The 22,400-nt window shown below is 29.0% G+C and carries 22 protein-coding genes and 1 pseudogene; 22 read left to right on the top strand and 1 reads right to left on the bottom strand.

The window, feature by feature from the left end:
- Together BN899_RS03250 and BN899_RS03255 are read left to right on the top strand one after the other, a co-directional pair.
- Nucleotides 1-383 (top strand): annotated as a pseudogene (locus BN899_RS03250) (bifunctional 2-keto-4-hydroxyglutarate aldolase/2-keto-3-deoxy-6-phosphogluconate aldolase); the annotation flags it as partial.
- Between the two features lies 1 nt (nt 384).
- A complete protein-coding gene (locus tag BN899_RS03255; protein WP_042272889.1) occupies nt 385-1,389 on the top strand; it encodes a sugar kinase in 1,005 nt (334 codons plus the stop codon).
- A gap of 84 nt (nt 1,390-1,473) precedes the next feature.
- Here BN899_RS03255 and BN899_RS03260 read toward each other — a convergent pair whose 3' ends face one another.
- Complete coding sequence (locus tag BN899_RS03260; protein WP_042272891.1) at nt 1,474-2,253, bottom strand: IclR family transcriptional regulator; 780 nt, start codon at nt 2,251-2,253, stop codon at nt 1,474-1,476.
- A gap of 240 nt (nt 2,254-2,493) precedes the next feature.
- Between BN899_RS03260 and BN899_RS03265 the strand changes: the two genes are divergently transcribed.
- The 20 genes from BN899_RS03265 (at nt 2,494) to BN899_RS03355 (ending at nt 22,369) form a co-directional block, all read left to right on the top strand.
- Complete coding sequence (locus BN899_RS03265; RefSeq protein ID WP_042272893.1) at nt 2,494-3,684, top strand: glycoside hydrolase family 88 protein; 1,191 nt, start codon at nt 2,494-2,496, stop codon at nt 3,682-3,684.
- Nucleotides 3,685-3,720: 36 nt separating this feature from the next.
- The gene (locus BN899_RS03270; protein WP_042272895.1) at nt 3,721-4,212 is read left to right on the top strand and encodes a PTS system mannose/fructose/N-acetylgalactosamine-transporter subunit IIB; all 492 of its coding nucleotides are present in this window, start codon (nt 3,721-3,723) and stop codon (nt 4,210-4,212) included.
- Nucleotides 4,213-4,237: 25 nt separating this feature from the next.
- Nucleotides 4,238-5,029: a PTS mannose/fructose/sorbose/N-acetylgalactosamine transporter subunit IIC gene (locus tag BN899_RS03275; RefSeq protein ID WP_042272897.1), complete on the top strand. Its 792-nt coding sequence runs from the start codon at nt 4,238-4,240 to the stop codon at nt 5,027-5,029.
- Entirely contained in the window at nt 5,019-5,837 is an 819-nt protein-coding gene (locus BN899_RS03280; RefSeq protein ID WP_042272899.1) for a PTS system mannose/fructose/sorbose family transporter subunit IID, read from the top strand. The genes BN899_RS03275 and BN899_RS03280 overlap by 11 nt, the downstream gene beginning before the upstream one ends.
- Nucleotides 5,838-5,850: 13 nt before the next feature.
- Complete coding sequence (locus BN899_RS03285; protein WP_042272901.1) at nt 5,851-6,300, top strand: PTS sugar transporter subunit IIA; 450 nt, start codon at nt 5,851-5,853, stop codon at nt 6,298-6,300.
- A 33-nt stretch (nt 6,301-6,333) separates the two neighbouring features.
- Complete coding sequence (yajC, locus tag BN899_RS03290) at nt 6,334-6,612, top strand: preprotein translocase subunit YajC (protein WP_042272904.1); 279 nt, start codon at nt 6,334-6,336, stop codon at nt 6,610-6,612.
- A 166-nt stretch (nt 6,613-6,778) separates the two neighbouring features.
- Nucleotides 6,779-6,970 (top strand): hypothetical protein, encoded by a 192-nt coding sequence (locus tag BN899_RS19520; RefSeq protein ID WP_242824061.1) that lies wholly within the window; start codon nt 6,779-6,781, stop codon nt 6,968-6,970.
- A complete protein-coding gene (locus BN899_RS03295) occupies nt 6,928-7,518 on the top strand; it encodes a polysaccharide deacetylase family protein (RefSeq protein WP_330362427.1) in 591 nt (196 codons plus the stop codon). Before BN899_RS19520 ends, BN899_RS03295 begins: the two co-directional genes overlap by 43 nt.
- A 147-nt stretch (nt 7,519-7,665) precedes the next feature.
- Entirely contained in the window at nt 7,666-8,907 is a 1,242-nt protein-coding gene (locus BN899_RS03300; protein ID WP_042272906.1) for a M16 family metallopeptidase, read from the top strand.
- A 38-nt stretch (nt 8,908-8,945) separates the two neighbouring features.
- Nucleotides 8,946-9,191: a YlmC/YmxH family sporulation protein gene (locus BN899_RS03305; RefSeq protein ID WP_042272908.1), complete on the top strand. Its 246-nt coding sequence runs from the start codon at nt 8,946-8,948 to the stop codon at nt 9,189-9,191.
- Nucleotides 9,192-9,202: 11 nt separating this feature from the next.
- The gene (dapG, locus tag BN899_RS03310; RefSeq protein WP_042272910.1) at nt 9,203-10,423 is read left to right on the top strand and encodes an aspartate kinase; all 1,221 of its coding nucleotides are present in this window, start codon (nt 9,203-9,205) and stop codon (nt 10,421-10,423) included.
- 170 nt (nt 10,424-10,593) lie between these two features.
- On the top strand, nt 10,594-11,358 hold the full coding sequence (locus BN899_RS03315) for a ClpP family protease (protein ID WP_042272954.1): 765 nt from the start codon (nt 10,594-10,596) through the stop codon (nt 11,356-11,358).
- A gap of 219 nt (nt 11,359-11,577) precedes the next feature.
- Nucleotides 11,578-13,944 carry an FtsK/SpoIIIE family DNA translocase gene (locus BN899_RS03320; RefSeq protein ID WP_042272912.1) on the top strand — a complete coding sequence of 789 codons (2,367 nt, stop codon included), beginning with the start codon at nt 11,578-11,580 and terminating at the stop codon, nt 13,942-13,944.
- A 2-nt stretch (nt 13,945-13,946) separates the two neighbouring features.
- Nucleotides 13,947-14,999 carry a tRNA 2-selenouridine(34) synthase MnmH gene (gene mnmH, locus BN899_RS03325; RefSeq protein WP_042272914.1) on the top strand — a complete coding sequence of 351 codons (1,053 nt, stop codon included), beginning with the start codon at nt 13,947-13,949 and terminating at the stop codon, nt 14,997-14,999.
- Nucleotides 14,999-16,333, top strand: a complete 1,335-nt coding sequence (rimO, locus tag BN899_RS03330) for a 30S ribosomal protein S12 methylthiotransferase RimO (protein ID WP_042272916.1) — start codon at nt 14,999-15,001, stop codon at nt 16,331-16,333. Before mnmH ends, rimO begins: the two co-directional genes overlap by 1 nt.
- Nucleotides 16,320-16,862 (top strand): CDP-diacylglycerol--glycerol-3-phosphate 3-phosphatidyltransferase, encoded by a 543-nt coding sequence (pgsA, locus tag BN899_RS03335; protein WP_042272918.1) that lies wholly within the window; start codon nt 16,320-16,322, stop codon nt 16,860-16,862. Before rimO ends, pgsA begins: the two co-directional genes overlap by 14 nt.
- A 285-nt stretch (nt 16,863-17,147) precedes the next feature.
- Complete coding sequence (gene recA / locus BN899_RS03340; protein ID WP_042272920.1) at nt 17,148-18,185, top strand: recombinase RecA; 1,038 nt, start codon at nt 17,148-17,150, stop codon at nt 18,183-18,185.
- A 253-nt stretch (nt 18,186-18,438) separates the two neighbouring features.
- Complete coding sequence (rny, locus tag BN899_RS03345; RefSeq protein ID WP_042272955.1) at nt 18,439-19,980, top strand: ribonuclease Y; 1,542 nt, start codon at nt 18,439-18,441, stop codon at nt 19,978-19,980.
- Between the two features lie 161 nt (nt 19,981-20,141).
- On the top strand, nt 20,142-20,420 hold the full coding sequence (locus tag BN899_RS03350; RefSeq protein WP_042272921.1) for a hypothetical protein: 279 nt from the start codon (nt 20,142-20,144) through the stop codon (nt 20,418-20,420).
- Between the two features lie 170 nt (nt 20,421-20,590).
- Entirely contained in the window at nt 20,591-22,369 is a 1,779-nt protein-coding gene (locus BN899_RS03355; protein WP_042272923.1) for an AAA family ATPase, read from the top strand.
- The last annotated feature ends 31 nt before the right edge of the window (nt 22,370-22,400 follow it).

The raw sequence follows: 22,400 nt of genomic DNA on the forward strand, positions 1-22,400 counted from the left end.
CTAAATATGTAGTATCTCCATCTTTTAATGAAGAAACAGCAAAACTTTGTAATAGATATATGGTGCCATATATACCTGGAGTAATGACAATAAATGAAATAATAAAAGCCCATGAAAATGGAGTTGATATAGTTAAAATATTTCCAGGAAGTGCATTTGGGCCGGGATACATAGGTGCGATTAAAGGCCCTCTTCCTCATGCAAGTGCAATGGTAACAGGTGGAGTTAATTTAGATAATATAGATATATGGGCTAAGGCTGGAGTAGATTTAGTTGGAATAGGTGGAGAATTAAATAAGCTTGGAGAAGTAGATAAATTTGAAGATATAACATCGGTTTGTAAACAATACGTGGAAAAATTTAAGGAAGCAAGAGGATATTAGGATGAGAGTAGCTGGATTTGGGGAAATAATGCTTAGGCTATCTACAGATAAAGGCATGATGCTTTCAAATGCTAATAATTTAAATGTCAATTATGGTGGAGGAGAGGCTAATGTATTAATATCTTTATCTAAATTTGGAATGGATACAAGAGCGATAACTAAAGTTTCAAATGATGAAATAGGTGAGGCTATAATTGATTATTTAAGTAGCAAAAAAGTTGAAACTAAATTTATATCCAAAAGTGATAAAAGAACAGGAATTTACTTTTTACAAAAAGGTAGCGGAAATAGAACATCAAAAGTTATTTATGATCGTGATGACTCAGCATTTAATAATATGAAAGTCGAAGATTTAGACATAGAGAAAGTATTAAATGGGGTGGATGTATTCCATTTTTCAGGAGTGACTTTAGCTCTTTCTGAAAACCTAAGAAAATTAACTTTAAATATATTAAAGTATTGCAAAGAAAATAATATAATAGTAAGCTATGATTCTAACTATAGAGCGAAGCTATGGTCACTAGAAGAAGCTAGTAAAGCTACTTTTGAGATATTACCATATGTAAATATACTATCAGCAGGAATATTAGATGCAGAAAACATTTTATATATGAGCTGTGAATACATAGATAAGTATGAAAAATTAAAATACTATTACGGTGAAATAATAAATTTATACCCTAACATAAGGCATATTTTTTCTTCAATAAGAGAAAATCAATCTGTATCTGTAAATACATTACAATGTAATTATTATAGTAATAATAATTTGTATTCTTCTAAGGCTTATATTATAGATGATATAGTAGATAGAGTTGGAGGGGGAGATGCATTAACAGCAGGGGTTCTTTATGGGATTTTAAACAATAAAAAACCAGAATATATTACGGAGTTTGCAACTTCAGCATCTGTATTAAAACATAGTATAAAAGGTGATGCTAATCTAGTATCTATAGAAGAAGTTGAAACTCTAATGAATTATGGTGTTGGGAAAATATTAAGATAATAAAAAGGGATGTCCTAAAATAGAAATTCAATGTTTAATTAGAATTCTATTTCAAGATATCCTTTTTATTTTAAATATAATAGATTAAAGATACTTAATTGTATCACTTATTTCTTTAGAAACCTTACCAAGAGGTTCTTTTAAAGCAATGAGATCTTCAATTGTTGAATATATAATTAATCCAGTAACACTCATAGCTAATTCTATCTTGCCACCATTACCGTATATAGGCATAGATATACAAATTATTCCTGAGTCATACTCATGTTTATCAAGAGCATACCCTTTTTCTCTTACTTCATGTATTTCTTCTATAAATTCATCTATATTTTTTATTGTTCTTTCTGTGTGAATTTTAAAATCAACATCTTTCATTATCTCTCTAATTTCTTCATCACTATAACTAGAAAGCAATAATTTACCGGCTGCAGTACAATAGCAAGGAGCTTTTTTACCAACTTTTGATGACATCACAAATGTCTTATTTGAATTGGTAGGCTCTATCTTATCTAAGTATATGATATTAGTACACGTATCATCTAATATAGAAAGATGAACTGTTGCATCAACTTTATCTGCAAAATGGCTAATAATAGGTCTTGAGACTTTAAAAATATCCATATTATTACTTACACAGCTAGATAAGTATAATAGTTTGTATCCAAGATAGTATTGGTCTGTGTTTTTTGATTGAGTGACAAAATCTCTAGATTTTAATGTTGAAATTAATCTGTGTACAGTTGCTTTACTTAATCCAAGAGATTTAGAAATCTCCGTAATTCCGGCTCCATTAGGATACTCAGCTAAAGATTCTAGTATGCTAAGGGCTCTATCAACTGATTGGACTAAATTATTATCGTTCATTATCTATCCCCTTAAAAAAAATTATTTATATTACTAAGATATACTATATAAGATTTTTTTTAAAGAGTAAAGTTGTAAAATAGGTAAAAAGAAAAGATTGGTAATAAAACAACAAAAAAAATATTCAAAGTAATTGACAATAGTTTGGAAATTATTTATAATAAATTTAAGAAAAACGAAACAGTATTCCGTAATACGAAACAGTCAGAGTGGTTTAATTTTACAGTATGGAGGTAAAGTATGATCAAAGAAATCAACATTGAAAAAATAGATAAACAACATCTATTTAAGGAAAACGATTTTGTAACGAAGTCAGAAGTTAAATCAGCAATAGAAGAGTGTATTAAAAGAATTGAAAAGAACATTGATAAATTTGGAGAAATGTATCCAACTCCAGCTACATTTGGGAACAAATACAAAATCATAGAAAACATAGAGTGGACTACAGGATTTTGGACAGGTATGCTTTGGCTAGCATATGAATATACAAATGATGAAAAATTTAAAAACTTAGCTAACAAAAATGTTGATTCATTTAAATATAGAATTGACAACAATATAGAAGTAGACCATCATGACATGGGATTTTTATATAGCTTATCTTGTGTATCATCATACAAATTAACTGGGAATGAAAATGCAAAAGAAGCAGCTATAAAAGCGGCAGACAAATTAATAGGAAGATACCAAGAGACAGGTCAATTTATACAAGCATGGGGAGAGTTAGGAGCTAAAGATAATTATAGACTGATAATAGACTGTTTATTAAATATACCTTTGCTTTACTGGGCTCACAGTGTTACTGGTAATAAAACGTATTATGATATAGCGTATAAGCACTATACTACATCTTGTAATAATGTTGTAAGAGATGATGCATCAGCGTTTCATACATTCTACTTTGATAATGAAACAGGAGAGCCACTAAAGGGAGTAACAAGACAAGGGTTTAGCGATACATCTTCTTGGGCAAGAGGGCAAGCATGGGGAGTATATGGGTTACCTTTAAACTATAGATACACTAAAGATGAAGAATGTTTTAGATTATACAAAGGAGTTACGAATTATTTCTTAAATCGTCTTCCTAAGGATAACGTTTGTTTCTGGGATTTAATCTTTAATGATGGTGATGACCAATCAAGAGATTCATCAGCAGCAGCTATTGCAATATGTGGTATGCATGAGATGAACAAATATTTACCAGAAGTAGATGAAGATAAAGAAACTTACAAGTATGCAATGCACACAATATTAAGATCGTTAATCAATAATTATGCTACAAAAGAAAATGATGATGTAGATACATTATTACTTCACGGTGTTTACTCATGGCATTCAGGAAAAGGTGTTGATGAGGGTAACATTTGGGGAGATTATTTCTATCTAGAAGCGTTAATAAGATTCTATAAAGACTGGGAATTATATTGGTAATAAAAATAAAAAAATATAAAATAAGGGGTGTTTATTATGGGTGTACCGGATATAAAAATGATGAGAATTGATGAAAGATTAATACATGGACAAGGTCAAATGTGGCTAAGTGCATTAGGAGCTAACTTAGTAATAGTAGCAGATGATGAAGCAAGCACTAATAAAATGCAACAAACATTAATGAAAACAGTAGTACCGGCATCAGTAGGGATGAGATTTTTCTCTATAGCAAAAACTTGTGAAATAATACATAAGGCAGCACCACACCAAAAAATATTTATAGTATGCAAAAGTCCAGAATCGGCACTTAAATTAGTTGATGGAGGAGTACCTATAAAAGAAATAAATATAGGTAATATACATAATCAGGATGGAAAAGAAAAGATAACTAGATCTATATACTTAGGTGAAGATGATAAAAATGCATTAAGAACGTTAAGAGATAAGTATAGTGTTAAATTTAATACTAAAACAACTCCAATTGGTGGAGATGGAGCTGTAGAAGTAGATATAAACAATTATTTATAAAATTTAAATATTAGGGGGGAAAACAATGGAAATCGGAATATTCCAGTGTGTACTTATTGGTTTATGGACAGGAATTTGTTTGGGCGGTCAGTTATTAGGAATATATACTAATCGTTCGTTAGTGTTAGCAACAGGAGTAGGTTTAATATTAGGAGATTTACCAACTGCATTAGCAATGGGTGCAGTTTCAGAAATAGCATTTATGGGATTTGGAGTTGGAGCAGGTGGTACAGTTCCTCCTAACCAACTAGGGCCTGGTATAGTGGGTACTTTAATGGCTATAACATTAAAGTCTTCAGGAATGAACCCAGAAACAGCTCTTGCACTATCAATGCCATTTGCAGTAGCATTCCAATTTATAATAACAGCTACTTATACAGGTATGGCAGGTATACCAACAGCAGCAAAAAAAGCTCTAGAAGCAAAGCAATTTAAGAAATTTAGTTTCCTATCCCATTTATCATTTTGGGCATTTGTAGTAGTAGGATTTATAATAGGGTTTGCAGCAGCGTTTAGTGTTGAAGGAGCTCAAAATTTGATAAGTATGATTCCAGCTTGGATAATAGATGGTTTTTCTGTAGCAGGTAGAATGTTACCAGCAATAGGGTTTGCGATGATACTTAATGTTATGGTTAAAAAAGAATATACAGCCTTTGTTGTATTAGGATTTGTAGCAATTACATTCTTCCAGCTACCAGTTATAGGTGTAGCATTCTTAGCATTAGTATTTGCGCTATATGATTATCATAATAAACCTGCATTAGTAGGAATAAATCAAGTAAGAAGCTCAGAGGAGGATTACTCAGATGGAATCTAAAAAAAAACCAGTATTAAAACTAAAAGATTATTTAATAGTAGCATTTAGATCATTTTTCTTACAGTCAGCTTTTAACTACGGAAATTATCAAGGACTAGGATATGCTAACGTTATGTTACCAGCGTTAAAGAAGATATATGCAAACAATGAAGAACAATTAAAACAATCTGCAATTGAAAATATAGAGTTCTTTAACTCAAACCCTCAGACATTACCATTTATAACTAGTATACATTTAGCGTTGTTAGATAATGGTGAAAGTGCAGAAAATGCTCGTTCAATTAAAATGGCTCTAATGGGACCTTTATCAGGTATAGGTGACTCATTTTTTCAATTTGGTTTAGCTCCATTATTCTCAAGTATAGGTGCAGGTTTAGCTGCAGAAGGATTGATATTAGGACCAATATTATTTTTTATAGGAATAAATGCATCTTTAATAACAACTAAGGTTTTAACTGGATACTATGGTTATAAACTAGGTACTGAGTATATAGAGTCATTAAGTGATAAGATGGCAAGTATCTCTAGATTAGCAGCTATAGTTGGTATAACAGTAGTATCAGGGCTTGCAGTATCATTTGTAAAAATTACTATACCACTTAAGTATGCAGCAACTTTACCAGATGGATCTGTTAACGAAATAGCTTTTCAAACAATATTAGATAAAATAACACCAAACTTATTACCAGCACTATTTACACTATTTATATTCTACCTAGTAAGAAATAAAAAGTGGAATGTATATCAATTATTAGCTTTAACACTAGCTATAGGTATGATCGGATCAATAGTAGGAGTAATAGCATAAGAAGGAGTACAGTATGTATAATATATTAATAGTAGGACACGGAAATTTCGCAACAGGTATGAAGTCGGCATTTGATTTATTACTAGGAGAGAGTGACAGGGTTCACGCTCAAGATCTTTCTGAGGAGATAACTCATGAAAAGTTTGAAGATATAGTATCTGACTATTTAAATAAACATGATCAGTTAATAGTATTTTCAGATTTAATGGGAGGAGCTCCAGGTCAAATAGTAACAAGAAAAATAGTTGAATTAGCAAAATCAAAAGAGCAATTTGTAGTATCAGGAGTATCTTTAGGAGTTATGATAGATATAGCCACAAATATATTAGTATTAAATGATGAAGAAAATATGACAGATAAGATAAATAATTCCCTAGATTCAGTAAAATCTATTATGGGAGTTATGAGTCTAGCTGACTTTGAAGATAAAGAAGAGGACGTAGAATGTGAAGATATGATATAAATTTTTTATTTATATCAATTAAGGAGCAATAATATGAAAGGTAGCACAATTTTATTAGTAGTAGTAATATTTATAATGTACATTTTTACTATGATAATTATGCAAAATAAAAGAAAAAATCAAATCCAAATAGAGCAATCAAAAAGAGATGAATTTATAAAAAGTATAAAAATTGGTGATTATGTACTGACTATGTCTGGTATATATGGATATATAAGAAAAATCAATAACAATAAAGTTTCTTTAGAAGTATCTAAAAATGTGATAATAAATATTGATGCACAGGCAATAATGGCAACATTAGAAAATTAGTAAAGAAGTGATATCTAAAATATTAAAAAAACAGAATTAAAAAGTGAACTCTAAAATCAGAGTTCACTTTTTTTTGCATAAATAAGGACTTCCTTTAATAAAATTTATAAAGCAATAATTTGTACATATTTGATATAAACAAAATTAGTCTTAGGAGGCAGTTTCAATGATAATGATGGTACTTACTAAAAAGAAACTAAAGAAGATAATTACAGTAGCAGTAATAGCTATAGTAGCCTTAGTAGGTATAATATTTATGGCGACTAAAGGAGACATTAAGCCTACATTTAAATTATTTAACAGTGCAGAATTACCATACACTCAAGGTACAAAAAAAATAGCGGATACGTTGCACTAACTTGTAACGTAGACCTAGGTTGGGAAACTGAGTATGTAGAGGGGATACTTAAAGCATTAGAAAAAGAAGATGTTAAGATATCTTTTAATGTAACAGGTAGATGGGCAGAAAAAAATCCAGACATGCTTTTAAAGATTAAAGAACAAGGACATACAATAGGAAATCATGGTCATAGACATCTAGATTATGCAAAATTATCTTATGAGGAAAATCTAGAACAAATAAAAACTTCTAAAAAAATAATAGAAGATATAATTAAAGAAGACACAAAATTCTTCCAAGCACCATCGGGTTCTTTTGGAGAAGCAACGATGAAAGCAGCGAAAGAAGTAGGTTACACATGCTTTAAATGGGATATAGATACAATAGACTGGCAAAATAGACAGGAACCAGAGGTAATAGTAGAAAGAGTAAGAAAAAAGGAAATGAAAGATGGAAGTATAATATTAATGCACCCTACATATGCAACAATGGAAGGAATAGATGATATTATAAAAATAGTAAGAGATAATGGATTTAAACCAGGAAGCTTAAATGATATATTTTAAGTATTTTAACCTTATAAGTTTATAAATTATAGGAAAAGTTGAATAAAGAAGACTTCTAACTTATAATTGAATACATGTATATTTAAAAAATTACAATATTAAGATAAATTTAAGCTTATATAAAGACGATATAAATGGAGGTTGAGTATGTACAAAACACATAAATTAGATAACGGACTTACAATAATAGGAGAGGAAATACCGTACCTTAAATCTATTTCTTTAGGGGTTTGGATAAACGCAGGTTCTAGAATAGAAAATGAAAAAATAAGTGGAATATCTCACTTTATAGAACATATGTTATTTAAAGGGACAAAAAATAGAACATCAAAAGAAATTGCCAGTGAAATAGATAATTTAGGTGGACAGATAAACGCATTTACAAGTAAAGAATGTACATGCTACTATGTTAAGCTATTAGATTCGCATATAGATGTTGGTATAGATATACTTAGCGATATGATATTAAATCCATTGTTTGATAAAAAAGATATTGAAAAAGAAAGATCAGTAATAATTGAAGAATTAAAAATGTATGAAGACTCACCAGAGGATTTAGCATATGATTTGTTAACAGAAAATATATATGTAAACAATCCTCTTGGAATGAATATAATAGGAACAACCAAGTCTTTAGATGAAATAAATCAAAAAGATTTATTAAATTACTTCGATAAATACTATGTACCTAATAATGCTGTGATATCTATATCTGGAAACTTTGACTTTGATGAAATGATTAAAAAAATAGAAGATAAATTTAATTCATGGAAACAAAGAGAAGTTAGTGTAGAAGTAGAAAAGGCAGAATTTAATCCTTGCTTTATAGCTAAAAATAAAGATACAGAACAAGTGAATATAGCTATAAGTCTAGACGCTGTACCATCAGAAAATACAGAGGAAGTTTATGCATTAGCTGTTATAAATACTGTGTTTGGAGGCAGTATAAGTTCTAGACTATTCCAAAAAATTAGAGAAGAACAAGGTTTAGTTTACTCAATATACTCATCTCAGACTCTATATAAAAAATGTGGAGAGTTAGGAATATTTGCGAGTATGGGGCCTGATAATTTAAAGGAAGTATATGATTCGATTATAGAAGAAATAAAAAATATGAGAGAAAGTTATTTAACAGAAAAAGAAATTGAAGAAAGTAAAGAACAGCTTAAGGGAAGTTATATATTAGGTCTAGAAAGTACAAGTAGCAGAATGATGTCATTTGGAAAAGCTATGTTATTAAATAAAAGTGTAAGAACTACTGATGATATATTAAAATGCATAGATGATGTTAACATAGATATTGTAAACAAAGTCATAGATAAAATATTTAATGTAGATAAACTAGGCGTATGTATCGTAGGTAGAGGTGTAGAAGATATTAAATTATAGTAATTTACTATTTAATAGATAAAATTGGGGGGATAAACATGAATTTATCTGAAATAGCAGGTAAAGAAATAGTTAACCTAGTAACAGGGGAAAGACTAGGTGTAATTGGAGAATGTGACCTTATATTAGATGAGACTACTGGAGATATATTAGCCCTTTTAGTACCAAGAGAAAGAGGATTCTTTGGAATAAAAAAAGACAAATCAACACTAGAAGTACCATGGAGAAATGTTAGAAAGATAGGAAACGACATGATAATAATAGAATATGATGGTGTTTACTAGGAGGCTTATATATGGGGATTTTAGTTCAGAAATTCGGAGGTACGTCAGTTGAATCCTATGAAAAAATGAATGAGGTTTGCAAAATAGTAAAGTCGTACAAAGAAAAAGATAAAAATCTAGAATTAGTAGTAGTTGTATCAGCGATGGGAAGAAAAGGAGCACCCTATGCTACTGATACTCTTATAGGTTTATGTAAAGAAATAGATGCAAAACCACAAAAAAGAGAACTAGATATCTTAATGTCTTGTGGTGAGATAATATCTGGAACAATACTTGTTAATATGCTTAAATCACAAAATATAGATGCAGTTTTTTTAACTGGGGCTCAAGCAGGAATTATAACTAGTGATGATTTTTCAAATGCAAAAATACTAGATATAAATCCTTTTAGAATAATAAATGAGCTTGAGAAGAAAAAAGTGGTTGTAATAGCAGGTTTTCAAGGAGCAACAGAAGATGGAGAAATAACTACTCTTGGAAGAGGAGGAAGTGATACTTCGGCAGTTGCAATAGGAAAAGCGCTAGATTGTGATACAGTTGAAATATATACAGATGTAGATGGCATAATGACGGCAGACCCTAGGGTTGAACCAGGGGCTAAAGTTTTAAAGTGCATAGACTATGAAGAAGTATTTCAAATGGCAGATAAAGGTTCAAAAGTAATTCACCCAAGAGCAGTACAACTTGCCAAAAGTGGAAACATAACTTTGGCTATAAAAAATACGCTAAACCCAACCTGTGAAGGAACTAAAATTTGTCTTGAGTGTGACAATAAAAATTGTAAAAAATCTTATGAGAAGAATTTTAATTTTATGGCTACAGTGGCCAATAAAGATAAAATAGCTCAAGTGAGAATAAACTCAAAAGAAGAAGCATTTATAAATATAATAAATGAACTAGGAAAAAATAATATAAGCATAGATATGATAAATTTTTTTATAGACGAAAAGATATTTATCATAGACGAAGAAAATATAAAAAGCTTAGAAGATATATTAAATAAATTTGAAATAGAATATGAAATAAATAAAAATTTAGCAAAAGTAACCTTAATATGCTCAAACATGACAGGTATACCAGGTATTATGTCTAGAGTAGTAAGTTCACTTGCAAAATCTAAAATAGAGTTACTTCAGACATCTGATTCAAATATGACAATATCTTGCTTAGTGAATAAACAAGATATGTCAAGCGCAGTTCATGCAATTCATAATGAATTTTACCTAAAATAGAATATAGATAATAAATACTCCTCTTAAAATATGTATATTATAAAAAGTGTTGACCTTTGTGTAACGAATTTTTTATGATATTTTTGGAAATAATAATCCTAAAGCATATTTTGAGAGGAGTATTACATATGAACTACTATGAAGAGAATAATTTAAATAATAATATAAACATGCCAAATCTTGAGGGAAATAAAAACAAACCTAAAAGTAAACAAATAAAAAATGAGAATGAAAATAATCCAGTTCAAGAAAGTGAAGAAATACAAAATATAAAACAAATGGGAGTTCCTAATATGCCACCACAGCCTACTAAAGATATACAATGTATAACTATAATAGGAGAAATAGAGGGACACTTTATAGGAAATCCACAAAAGAAAGCTACTAAGTATGAACATATAATACCTATGCTTTATTCAATAGAAGAAAGCCCAGAAATCAAAGGAGTGCTAATAGTATTAAATACAGTAGGTGGAGATGTTGAAGCGGGACTAGCTATGGCAGAACTTATAAACTCTACATCTAAAAAAGTAGTGACATTAGTACTTGGAGGAAGTCATAGTATAGGAGTTCCACTTGCAACAGCAGGAGATTATTCTTTTATAGCTCCGACTGCTACAATGATAGTACATCCAATTAGAACTAACGGATTGGTAATTGGTGTTAATGAAACTTTTGAATATTTCAAGAAAATGCAAGAAAGAATAGTTGATTTTATTACTAGAACATCAAATATAGAAAGAGAAACACTTATAAAAATAATGCATTCAAAAGATGAACTTGTAAGTGATGTAGGTAGCGTTCTTATAGGAAAGGAAGCTGTTGAATGTGGACTTATAGATGAAGTTGGAGGGCTTAAAGAAGCTTTATCTAAATTAAAAGAACTAATAAAAGAATCAAGTGAAACACAAGACAATGAGGGCGAAAATAAATAAGATTTGTTCAAATAATGGATTATATGATATAATTAAAAAATATAGATTAAAGTGTTAGTGTTAAGGCATTAACACTTTTTGCTATGGTCTAGATAATTAAAATTTTAAACATTATAATTATTCAGCTATAAAAAGATGCTTTTATTAGATATAGTTGATTATATGAAAAATTGTCGCCAACATAGTGGCTCAAATTGAAAAAAATAAGAGGTGAGATTGATGGCTAAGAAAAAAAAGAGCAAAAAGAAAGATAATAAATTAAGCTTTAATGCAGAATATCACAACCTAGTAACCATATTTATAGGTATATTTTTATTATATAGTTTAAATTCAAGTTCAATGGGTTTGATAGGAAACATAATGCAGTCATTATTTAAAGGTCTATTTGGATCTCTTTCAATTGCTATACCATTTATAGTAATTGCAACAGGGATACTTGGATTCTTTGATGGAAATGAGTATATATACAGGCTTAAACATACAAAAGTTTATTATGCTGGTATAGCATTTATATTTGTATTTTATGGACTTATGAATTCTAGAAATCTTCCAGTAGATAGTCCTATAAGTTCAGAAATGTTAAAGCCAGTTATGCAAATGGGGGTAAATGGTGAAGGACCTGGATTATTAGCAACCACAATAACATATTATATGAGTAAAGTGTTTGGTATAACAGGTAGCTGGTTGATAAGTATATTTGCACTTATAATAACTGTTATGTTTACTTTTAATATATCTATAAAAGATGTAATGAATAATGTAGCTAGTAAAAATAAAAGTAATAAAGATTTAAGCTTTAAAGACAGAGTTTTAAGCATGAAACAGTCTGCAATAGATATGATGACTGATGAAGTTGATGAAAATACAGTTGTTAAAAAAGAAAGTAAGTTAAAAGGCTTTATGTCTAAGAAAAAAGCAGAAAAAGTTGAAGAAGAAGTTATAGACTATGATGATGACGTTAATGATAAAACTATAAAGATAGTAGGATTTAATAAAGCAGAAGATGAGTACCTAGAAATATTAGAAGGAACTCAAAGTATGTCAGAGTTAGAAGTATTAAAAGAGCTTCAAGATATTAAAGGTGAGTCTAAAGAAAAACCAAAATCAAATAATTTAGATAATGATATACAAAAAACTCAGCCGATAAATGTTAAAAGCGAAGCAACATATGAAAATTATAAAATACCAAGTGTCGAGCTTTTAAATAAAGTTGATAAAAAAACTGATGATAATGGTAGAAAGAAAGTATTAAAAAATGCTTCTTTACTTGAAAAGACATTATCTGACTTCGGAGTTGAAGCAAAAGTTAATCAAGTTACAGTAGGACCTACTATAACTAGATATGAAATACAGCCAAGCCCAGGCGTTAAAGTTAGTAAAATCGTAAACTTAACTGATGATATAGCATTAAGTTTAGCAGCAAAAAGTATAAGAATAGAAGCACCAATACCAGGTAAAAGTGCAATCGGTATAGAAGTACCAAATGAAGAAGCACAAATGGTAGGACTTAGAGAAGTTCTTGAAAGTGATGAGTTTAAAAAGTTTGATTCTCCACTTGCTATGGCTTTAGGTAAGGATATAAGTGGAAAACCAATTATAGGTGATATAGGAAAGATGCCTCATTTACTTATAGCAGGGTCAACAGGTTCAGGAAAAAGTGTTTGTGTAAATACATTAATAAACAGTATATTATACAAAGCAAAACCCGATGAAGTTAAGTTTTTACTTATAGACCCTAAGGTTGTCGAACTTGCAAGCTATAATGGGATACCACACTTATTAATACCAGTAGTTACAGATCCTAAAAAAGCAGCAAATGCACTTAATTGGGCAGTTGTTGAAATGAATAGAAGATATAAGCTATTTGCAGACACTCAAGTAAAAGATATAACAAGTTACAATGAAAAAGCTGAAGAAAAACTTCCAAAGATTGTAATAATAATAGACGAGCTTGCTGATTTAATGATGGCAAGTGCAAATGATGTTGAAGATTATATTTGTAGATTAGCGCAAATGGCAAGAGCCGCAGGTATGCACTTAATAGTTGCAACACAAAGACCTTCAGTTGATGTTATAACAGGTGTTATAAAAGCAAATATACCATCAAGAATTGCATTTGCAGTTTCATCTCAAACAGACTCAAGAACTATACTTGATATGGGTGGAGCAGAAAAATTACTTGGTAAAGGTGATATGTTATTTTACCCACTAGGTGCAGCAAAACCTGTAAGACTTCAAGGTGCATTTATATCAGAAAATGAATCGGAAAAGATTATAGATTATGTGAAGGGCCAAGTTAGAGAAGAAGTTAAATATGAAGATACTATAATGGAAACTATATCTAAAGCGACTATATCTAAATCTAGAGATGAGGATGAATTATTAAGCCAAGCTATAGAATTTGTAGTTGAAAGCGGTCAAGGATCAGCATCGATGCTACAAAGAAAATTTAAAATAGGATTTAATAGAGCGGCAAGACTTATAGACTCTATGGAAGAACGTGGAATTGTTGGTCAAAGTGAAGGAAGTAAACCTAGAAAAGTATTAATGAGCAAACAAGACTTACAAAATTTAGAAGGTGAATAAAATTGAAAACAATAAAGGTAGAAGATGCATTAGTACTTAAAAATGCAATATTTATAGATGTAAGAACAGAATCAGAACACAAAGAAGATAATATACTAAATGCATTTAATATGCCATTATTTAAAGATAATGAGCACAATGAAGTCGGAACTATATATAAAATGCAAGGAAAGCATGAAGCTATCCAAAAGGGGTTTGAGTATGTAACTTATAAATTAAAAGATATATACAAGCAAGTAACAGCCTTTTCAGGAGAGTATGATAATATAGTTGTATATTGTGCTAGAGGTGGAATGAGAAGTGGATCTATAGTTAATCTGTTATCATCTTTAGGAATAAATGTTTACCAACTTGAAGGTGGATACAAAGCATACAGAAATTACGTATTGAACTATTTACAAAATATAATGGACACTAAAAATTTTGTGGTAGTTCATGGATTAACTGGAGCTGGAAAAACGGATTTACTAAAGATGTTAGAAGAAAAAAATGTAGATAATATTGATTTAGAAGGAATAGCTAAAAATAGTGGATCTACTTTTGGTTTTATAACTTTTGATGAAAAACCACCATCTCAAAAAAGCTTTGAAACTAAAATCTTTGAAAAGTTATTTTTCTCAACTACTGATTATATATTTATAGAAAGCGAAAGTAAAAGAGTAGGTCATGTATTAATACCTAATGAAATTTATGATGCTATAGTTAGAGATGGATACCATTTACTTTTAGAATGTAGTTTAGAAAATAGAGTTAAAAGATTATGTAGAGATTATATATATGATAAAGATAGTGAAAATATAGAAGTACTAAAGACTTGTATATCTAAGTTTAGAAAAAGACTTGGTAATAATAAAGTAGATGAGTATATAAATTTATTATATGAAGGAAAATATGAAGATCTTGTAGAAAGCTATTTAGTAGAATATTATGATCCGCTATATTTACATTCAGTTAATAAGTATACTTATAATAAATTTATAAATTTTGATAATATGGAAAAAGCTTTAGAAGAAGCAATGACATTTCATAAAGCAGCAACAAAAGGAGAGATATAATGTTAAAAATAGCACTAGAATCACTAGGATGTTCTAAAAACCTAGTGGATGCAGAAATAATGATGGGTATACTTAATAAAAAAGGATATAAATTAGTTGGCGACTTTGAAGAAGCTGATATAATACTAGTAAACACTTGTGGATTTATAGAGTCAGCGAAGCAAGAATCAATCGATACTATACTTGAACTTTCTGAGCTTAAAGAAACTGCAAACTTAAAAATACTTATAGTAACAGGATGTTTAGCACAAAGGTACTCTGAAGAATTAAAAGCAGAAATTCCTGAAATAGATGCAATAGTTGGAACGGGAAGTTATCAAAATATAGACGAAATAATAGCATCATTAAAAGAAGAAAAGCATATAGTAAGCTTAAATGATATAGAATTTGCATATAATGAAGAGTTACCAAGATATATATCAACTCCTGCTCACATGGCATACTTAAAAATAGGTGAAGGTTGTGACAATAAATGTACTTACTGTATAATACCTAAATTAAGAGGTAAATACAGAAGTAGAAAGATGGAAGATATAATAACTGAAGCAAAAGGATTAGCAGCTAGAGGAGTTAAAGAAGTTGTAGTTATAGCACAAGATACAACAAAGTATGGTTGTGACTTATACGGTAAGGAAATGCTACCAGAACTTTTAGAAGAACTTGCACAAATCGAAGGATTAAAGTGGATAAGAATAATGTATTCATATCCTGAATCTATAACTGAAGAATTAGTTAAAGTTATTAAAAAGTATGATAATATTTGTAACTATTTTGATATGCCAATACAACATGCAAGTAATAGAATACTAAAACTAATGAATAGACATACAACTAAAGAAGATATATTATCAAAGATAGAAATGATAAGAAAATATATACCAGATGCTACTTTAAGAACTACAATAATAGTAGGATTCCCTGGTGAAACTGAAGAAGATTTTGAAGAATTAGTAGAGTTTGCAAAAATAGCTAAATTTGATAGATTAGGTGCATTTGCATATTCAAGAGAAGAAGATACACCAGCAGATAAACTACCTAATCACTTAGAAGAAGAAGTTAAGATTGAAAGAAGAGATGCCTTAATGTTAGTTCAACAAGGTATATCGCAAGAACTTAATGCAGCTAAGGTTTCAAATGTATATGAAGTATTAATTGAAGAACAAATAGAAGACAAAGTTTATATAGGAAGAACTCAAGGAGATGCAGAAGAAATAGATAGTATAGTATATGTAAAATCTGAAAATCAACTTGAAACAGGAGATTTTGTAACTGTAAAAATAAATAATGCGCTAGAATATGATTTAATGGGAGATGTTATTAATGAACTTGCCTAATAAATTAACTTTATTTAGGATATTTTTAATACCAGTATTCATACTGGTAATGTTATTTGACATACCGAACAAACTTTTGATAGCATGTATAGTTTTCATAATTGCAGCTATAACAGATGCAATGGATGGAAACATCGCTAGAAAACATAATTTAGTAACTGACTTTGGAAAATTTATGGACCCATTAGCAGATAAACTTTTAGTTATATCAGCACTTATTTGTATGATAGAAGTAGACTTAGTTGCTGGGTGGATGGTTATAATAATCGTAGCTAGAGAACTTACTGTAAGTATATTAAGAGCAATTGCAGCAGCTGATGGAAAAGTTATAGCAGCAAGTAGTGGTGGAAAACTAAAAACAATAAGCCAAATGATAGCAATCCCATTATTATTATTAGGGGCTAACTTTAATAACTCACTTTTAATAACAATAGGTGATATAACTATACTTATTGCTACATTACTTACGTTATATTCTGGATGGGAATATTTATACAAAAATAAACATTTATTTATGGATAGTAAATAATAATAAAAGCTGTAAAAGATAATTCTAATTATCTTTTACAGCTTTTTAAATATAAATATAAATTTTGTATAAAAATATAAATAAAGGTTTATAAATAAAATGGGTGTGGTAAAATTTTACTGAAAACTTATTTAGAATTCATCATCAAAAATATTTTTAAAATGGATAAATAAAGAACAAGTTAAAATATTTTAAGAATTGACTATATAAGATTTATAGGATATAATCAATATATAGTTTAGAGAACAAATGTTTGATGTATATAGATGAAAGGATGGTATTAAAATGAGTATAGAACAAGATAAATTAAAAGCGCTTAATCAAGCGTTAGGACAAATAGAAAAAGAATTCGGTAAGGGTTCAGTAATGAAGCTAGGAGAAGCTACTTCAATGGCGATAGACGTTATACCTACAGGGTCTATAGGTCTTGATATAGCAGTTGGTATAGGAGGTCTTCCAAAGGGAAGAATAATAGAAGTATACGGACCAGAATCTTCAGGTAAAACAACAGTTGCACTTCATACTGTAGCAGAAGCACAAAAACAAGGTGGAATAGCAGCATTTATAGATGCAGAACATGCACTAGATCCAGTTTATGCAAAAGCTTTAGGTGTAGATATAGATAACTTAATAATATCTCAACCAGACACAGGGGAACAAGCATTAGAAATAGCAGAAGCATTAATAAGAAGTGGTGCAATAGATATAATAGTAGTTGACTCAGTTGCAGCATTAGTTCCAAGAGCCGAGATAGAAGGAGATATGGGAGATAGCCATGTTGGTCTTCAAGCAAGACTTATGTCTCAAGCATTAAGAAAATTAACAGGTTCTATAAAAAAATCTAACTGTGTAGCACTATTTATAAACCAGTTAAGAGAAAAAGTTGGTATAATGTTTGGAAATCCAGAGACTACAACAGGTGGACGTGCTCTTAAGTTCTATTCATCTGTAAGACTTGATGTTAGAAGAATAGATTCTATAAAGCAGGGAGATAAGGTAATAGGAAATAGAACAAGAGTAAAAGTTGTTAAAAACAAAGTAGCTCCACCATTTAAACAAGCAGAATTTGACATAATGTATGGAGAAGGTATATCTAAAGTTGGAGATTTACTTGATATAGCTGCTGGAGTAGATATAGTTAAAAAATCAGGAGCATGGTATGCTTATGAGGAAATTAAACTTGGACAAGGTAGAGAAAATGTTAAAAAATTCTTAATTGATAATCCAGATTTAATAGAAGAAATAGATATAAAAGTAAGAAAATATTATAAATTAGATGAAACTAGAGAAAATGCACAGGAAGAAGAAGATACATTAGAATAATAAAAAAATATACACACCTCCTATTAACTTGACATGAGTTAGAAAAAATTATAAAATTAAAGAAGGATAAATTATCTAATTTTGATTTTATAGCAAACTATTTTTAGAAAAATTAAAGTAAGAGTAATTTGCTTAGATTACAAGACAGATTATGTGTATTTAGGGTACTTTACATATATATAGTTTTACTTGTGATTATAAAAATGATTTTGAAAGTTTTAGAGATGACATTTTGGGATTATTAACAAAGGAGGTGGATGTCATAGTGCAGTTCGTAATGATTTTAATAGGTGCAGCCGTTGGTATTATAGTAGGATATTTTGTAAGAAAAAATATTTCCGAATCAAAAATAGGTCAAGCTGAAAACCTAGCTAAAGAAATATTAGAAAAGGCAGCTAGAGATTCAGAGACAGTGCAAAAAGAAAAGCTACTAGAAGCAAAAGAAGAGATCCATAAGTGGAGAAGCGAAGCTGAAAGAGAAAACAAAGAGAGAAGAATTGATTTACAAAAGTATGAAAAAAGAGTAATTCAAAAAGAAGAAGTATTAGATAAAAAGTTACAAAACTTAGAATCTAAAGAAACTAGTTTAAATGATAAACTAAAAAATGTAGAGAAAAAGACAGAGGAAGTTGAGGTTATAAAGACTCAACAATTAGAAAAGCTAGAGAGTATATCAGGGATAACTTCAGATAAAGCAAAGGATATCATATTAACTAATGCTGAAAGAGAAGTAAGACGTGAAATGTCTATAATGATAAAAGAAATAGAAGCTCAAGCTAAAGAAGATGCTGAAAAGAAATCAAGGGAAATAATAGGGTATGCCATCCAAAAATGTGCAGCAGATCATGTTGCAGAGACTACTGTTACAGTCGTAAATTTACCTAATGATGAAATGAAGGGTAGAATCATAGGTAGAGAAGGTAGAAATATAAGAACTTTAGAGACATTAACAGGAATAGATCTTATAATTGATGATACACCAGAAGCTGTAATTTTATCAGGATTTGATCCTATAAGAAGAGAAGTTGCAAGAGTTGCTCTTGAAAAATTAATTGCTGATGGAAGAATACATCCTGCTAGAATAGAAGAGATGGTTGAAAAAGCTAGAAAAGAAGTAGATAGCATAATAAAAGAATATGGGGAACAAGCTACTTTTGAAACTGGAGTACATGCAATACATCCTGAATTAGTAAGATTATTAGGTAGACTTAATTATAGAACAAGTTATGGACAAAATGTTCTTAAGCATTCTATAGAAGTAGCTCATATAGCTGGTATAATGGCAGCAGAGATAGGGGCAGATGTTAAATTAGCTAAAAGAGCAGGATTACTTCATGATATAGGAAAAGCAGTAGATCACGAAATGGAAGGTACACATGTAGAAATAGGTATGGACTTATTAAAGAGATATAAAGAATCTAAAGACGTAATACATGCTATGAGTACTCACCATGGTGACTATGAACCACAAACAATAGAAGCTGTTTTAGTTACTGCAGCAGATGCTATATCAGCAGCTAGACCTGGTGCAAGACGTGAAACTTTAGAAGCTTACATTAAGAGATTAGAAAAGTTAGAAGAGATAGCTAATTCTTATGAAGGAGTAGAAAAATCGTTTGCTATACAAGCAGGTAGAGAAGTTAGAATAATGGTTAAACCTGAAAATGTAAGCGATGAGGATATCCACTTATTAGCTAGAGAAATGACTAAAAAAATAGAGGATGAGCTTGAATATCCTGGACAAATTAAAGTAAGTATAATAAGAGAAACTAGAGCAATTGAATATGCTAAATAGATAAAAGAGAGGTAATTTACCTCTCTTTTTTATAAATAATTTGAATTTTTATATCTAAAAATAATATTTATATAATTTATTTAAAATAAAAATATAAAAAGTATATTATAGATGACCAAATTGGTAATAATAAATATAAACGCAAAGAAAGGATGTATTTTATGTTAAATAAATTAGCTAAAAATCAATATGTAAAAATAACAAATTGTGATAAAAATGAAGATATAGAATATGGAGTAGTACTTACTGAAAAAGATGATAAGTATGATATAATGAGTGTTGGATTTGAGAATAAAAATGGGGCATTTATAGATTATCCTACAGATGTAGAAAATTTAGTACAAACGTACACTACAAATGATGCTACATTTTATGAAGTAAAAGAAAATGATGTAAGAAGAAAAATGAATTTATGGATAGAAAAGAATTATAAAATGTAATTTATAGGGGGGGTAGAATATACTCTCCTTATTTTGTTTAAAAATTTATTATACGTGTTTAAAATCAAATTTTAATATAAATATGTAAAATTTTACATTTAAAAATAACCCAATATAGCAAAGTATAAGTTAAAATGGTATAATTATTATAAAATAAGGGGGAATGTAAGGTGAATCAGTACATAAATATTAACTCTCAGCTAGATGCTTTAAAGATAAAAGAAATAGAAAAAAGCTTTTATGAAAAGATGAACCAAGATATTAATATTGTGCCAAAAGTTACTCCTTTTAAAGGAATAAATACAGATATGTTGTATATAAAAGATAATAAGATTTTATTTATAAAATTTATGGATACAACAGAAGATTTATTTTTCATATTAGAAGAAGAGTTAGTTGAAGTAATGAATGAAGAAAATGATTTACTAAAACTTAAAATGGCACAAAATAATAAAAATATATTCTATAATTATATTTTCATTATGCCATATGTAGAATTAGATGACGATTATAAAAATAATGAATTTGTTAATAATCATATAATAGATAAGACTAAACTTCAAAATATTATGGACAATAGAGACCTTATAAATGATTACTTAAAGGAAAGCAATAATGAAATAGATTTAAATTTATTTATATTAGAAATATGCCCAGAATATTATGTTGTAAATGATAAGGATAATTTAAATAAAAAGTTTAAAAAAATTTCATTTTATAATGATGATTATAAATATAGTGCTAATATGATAGAAGATAGCCAAATGAAAGATGTAATATCTATAAAGTATGGTAATACATTATTTACAGGTGGTTCTGGGACAGGTAAGAGTACTATTATGATTTCTAGAGCTATGAAGTTAGCTAGAGTATATCCACATCATAAATTTTTAATATTAACGGATTCAAAGCAAGCATGTAATGAATTAAGGGAAAAATCACAATTATTATATAAGGGAAATAACAACTTAGAAATATATACATTTAGCTCTTTTGTTTTTAAATTAGCTAAAAAGTATAACCTAATTGTAGACTATAATATGCTGAAAAAAGATTTTGAAAAAACTTTTAATAATTTATTAAAACAAGCCAAAAATATTATAAAAAATAAGCATATGTTTAAAGGAATATTTATAGATGAGGCGGAAAGTTTTTCAAAATCAAATATAGAGTTTATTAGAGAATTTTTATATAAGAGTAAGTTTATATTTAATATGTTTTCATGTGACTCAATAAATATATCTACTAATTTAAATATATTTAAAGGTGTATATGATGATATAGAATTTGAAGAGAAAATATTCTTAGATAAAAACTACAGGCAGTCTAAGGAACTTGTTGAGTTTGGTAATAATTATGCTAAAAATGCCAATGAATATATAAAATATTTAAGAAATAACATAAACCATAATGAATTTTATGAGACTAAAGCAATTAAAAGTGGGAATAAAGCTGTAGATATTATAAAGGTTAGTGATTTGGATGAACAAATTAGCTCTGTTTTATGGGAAATTGAATATCTAGTAAGTAAAAAAGGATTAGACTATTCTGAAATAGGAATTATATATCCGTATAATAAGAAAAAACTTAAAAATGGTAAAACTATATACTTCCAATATATGCTTAAAAAAGCTCTAGAAGAAGCGGAGATACCTTATATATACGCAGAAGATAATTTAACTAACATAAGTAAAAAACTTGGCGTTACAATGTCTAATATTTATACAATTAGAAATTTAGAATATAAGGCTATAATAGTTTGTCAGTTAGAAATGCTATATAACCATACAATAAATGATAAAGAACAAGATTATCAAATAAATGACTTCGTAGGAGATTTAAATAAAGTATATTTAGCTATAAATAGAGCCTGTGATTATTTAAGTATAATTACTACTTTTAATGAAAACTCTAGTGATATAATAAAGCTTCTTATAGAGTCAAAATAAAAAGAAGCACATTTGTGCTTCTTTTTATTTA

The organism is Faecalimicrobium dakarense (genome assembly GCF_000499525.1).
GTDB lineage: Bacteria > Bacillota > Clostridia > Peptostreptococcales > Peptostreptococcaceae > Faecalimicrobium > Faecalimicrobium dakarense.

Coding starts and splice junctions, on each gene's coding strand:
- BN899_RS03285 (WP_042272901.1), top strand. CDS start 5,851: ATGTATAATATATTAATAGTAGGACACGGAAATTTCGCAACAGGTATG.
- pgsA (WP_042272918.1), top strand. CDS start 16,320: ATGAACTTGCCTAATAAATTAACTTTATTTAGGATATTTTTAATACCA.
- BN899_RS03255 (WP_042272889.1), top strand. CDS start 385: ATGAGAGTAGCTGGATTTGGGGAAATAATGCTTAGGCTATCTACAGAT.
- BN899_RS03275 (WP_042272897.1), top strand. CDS start 4,238: ATGGAAATCGGAATATTCCAGTGTGTACTTATTGGTTTATGGACAGGA.
- BN899_RS03265 (WP_042272893.1), top strand. CDS start 2,494: ATGATCAAAGAAATCAACATTGAAAAAATAGATAAACAACATCTATTT.
- BN899_RS03320 (WP_042272912.1), top strand. CDS start 11,578: ATGGCTAAGAAAAAAAAGAGCAAAAAGAAAGATAATAAATTAAGCTTT.
- BN899_RS03305 (WP_042272908.1), top strand. CDS start 8,946: ATGAATTTATCTGAAATAGCAGGTAAAGAAATAGTTAACCTAGTAACA.
- BN899_RS03315 (WP_042272954.1), top strand. CDS start 10,594: ATGCCAAATCTTGAGGGAAATAAAAACAAACCTAAAAGTAAACAAATA.
- BN899_RS03270 (WP_042272895.1), top strand. CDS start 3,721: ATGGGTGTACCGGATATAAAAATGATGAGAATTGATGAAAGATTAATA.
- BN899_RS19520 (WP_242824061.1), top strand. CDS start 6,779: ATGATAATGATGGTACTTACTAAAAAGAAACTAAAGAAGATAATTACA.
- rimO (WP_042272916.1), top strand. CDS start 14,999: ATGTTAAAAATAGCACTAGAATCACTAGGATGTTCTAAAAACCTAGTG.
- yajC (WP_042272904.1), top strand. CDS start 6,334: ATGAAAGGTAGCACAATTTTATTAGTAGTAGTAATATTTATAATGTAC.
- recA (WP_042272920.1), top strand. CDS start 17,148: ATGAGTATAGAACAAGATAAATTAAAAGCGCTTAATCAAGCGTTAGGA.
- BN899_RS03260 (WP_042272891.1), bottom strand. CDS start 2,253: ATGAACGATAATAATTTAGTCCAATCAGTTGATAGAGCCCTTAGCATA.
- dapG (WP_042272910.1), top strand. CDS start 9,203: ATGGGGATTTTAGTTCAGAAATTCGGAGGTACGTCAGTTGAATCCTAT.
- BN899_RS03280 (WP_042272899.1), top strand. CDS start 5,019: ATGGAATCTAAAAAAAAACCAGTATTAAAACTAAAAGATTATTTAATA.
- BN899_RS03300 (WP_042272906.1), top strand. CDS start 7,666: ATGTACAAAACACATAAATTAGATAACGGACTTACAATAATAGGAGAG.
- BN899_RS03350 (WP_042272921.1), top strand. CDS start 20,142: ATGTTAAATAAATTAGCTAAAAATCAATATGTAAAAATAACAAATTGT.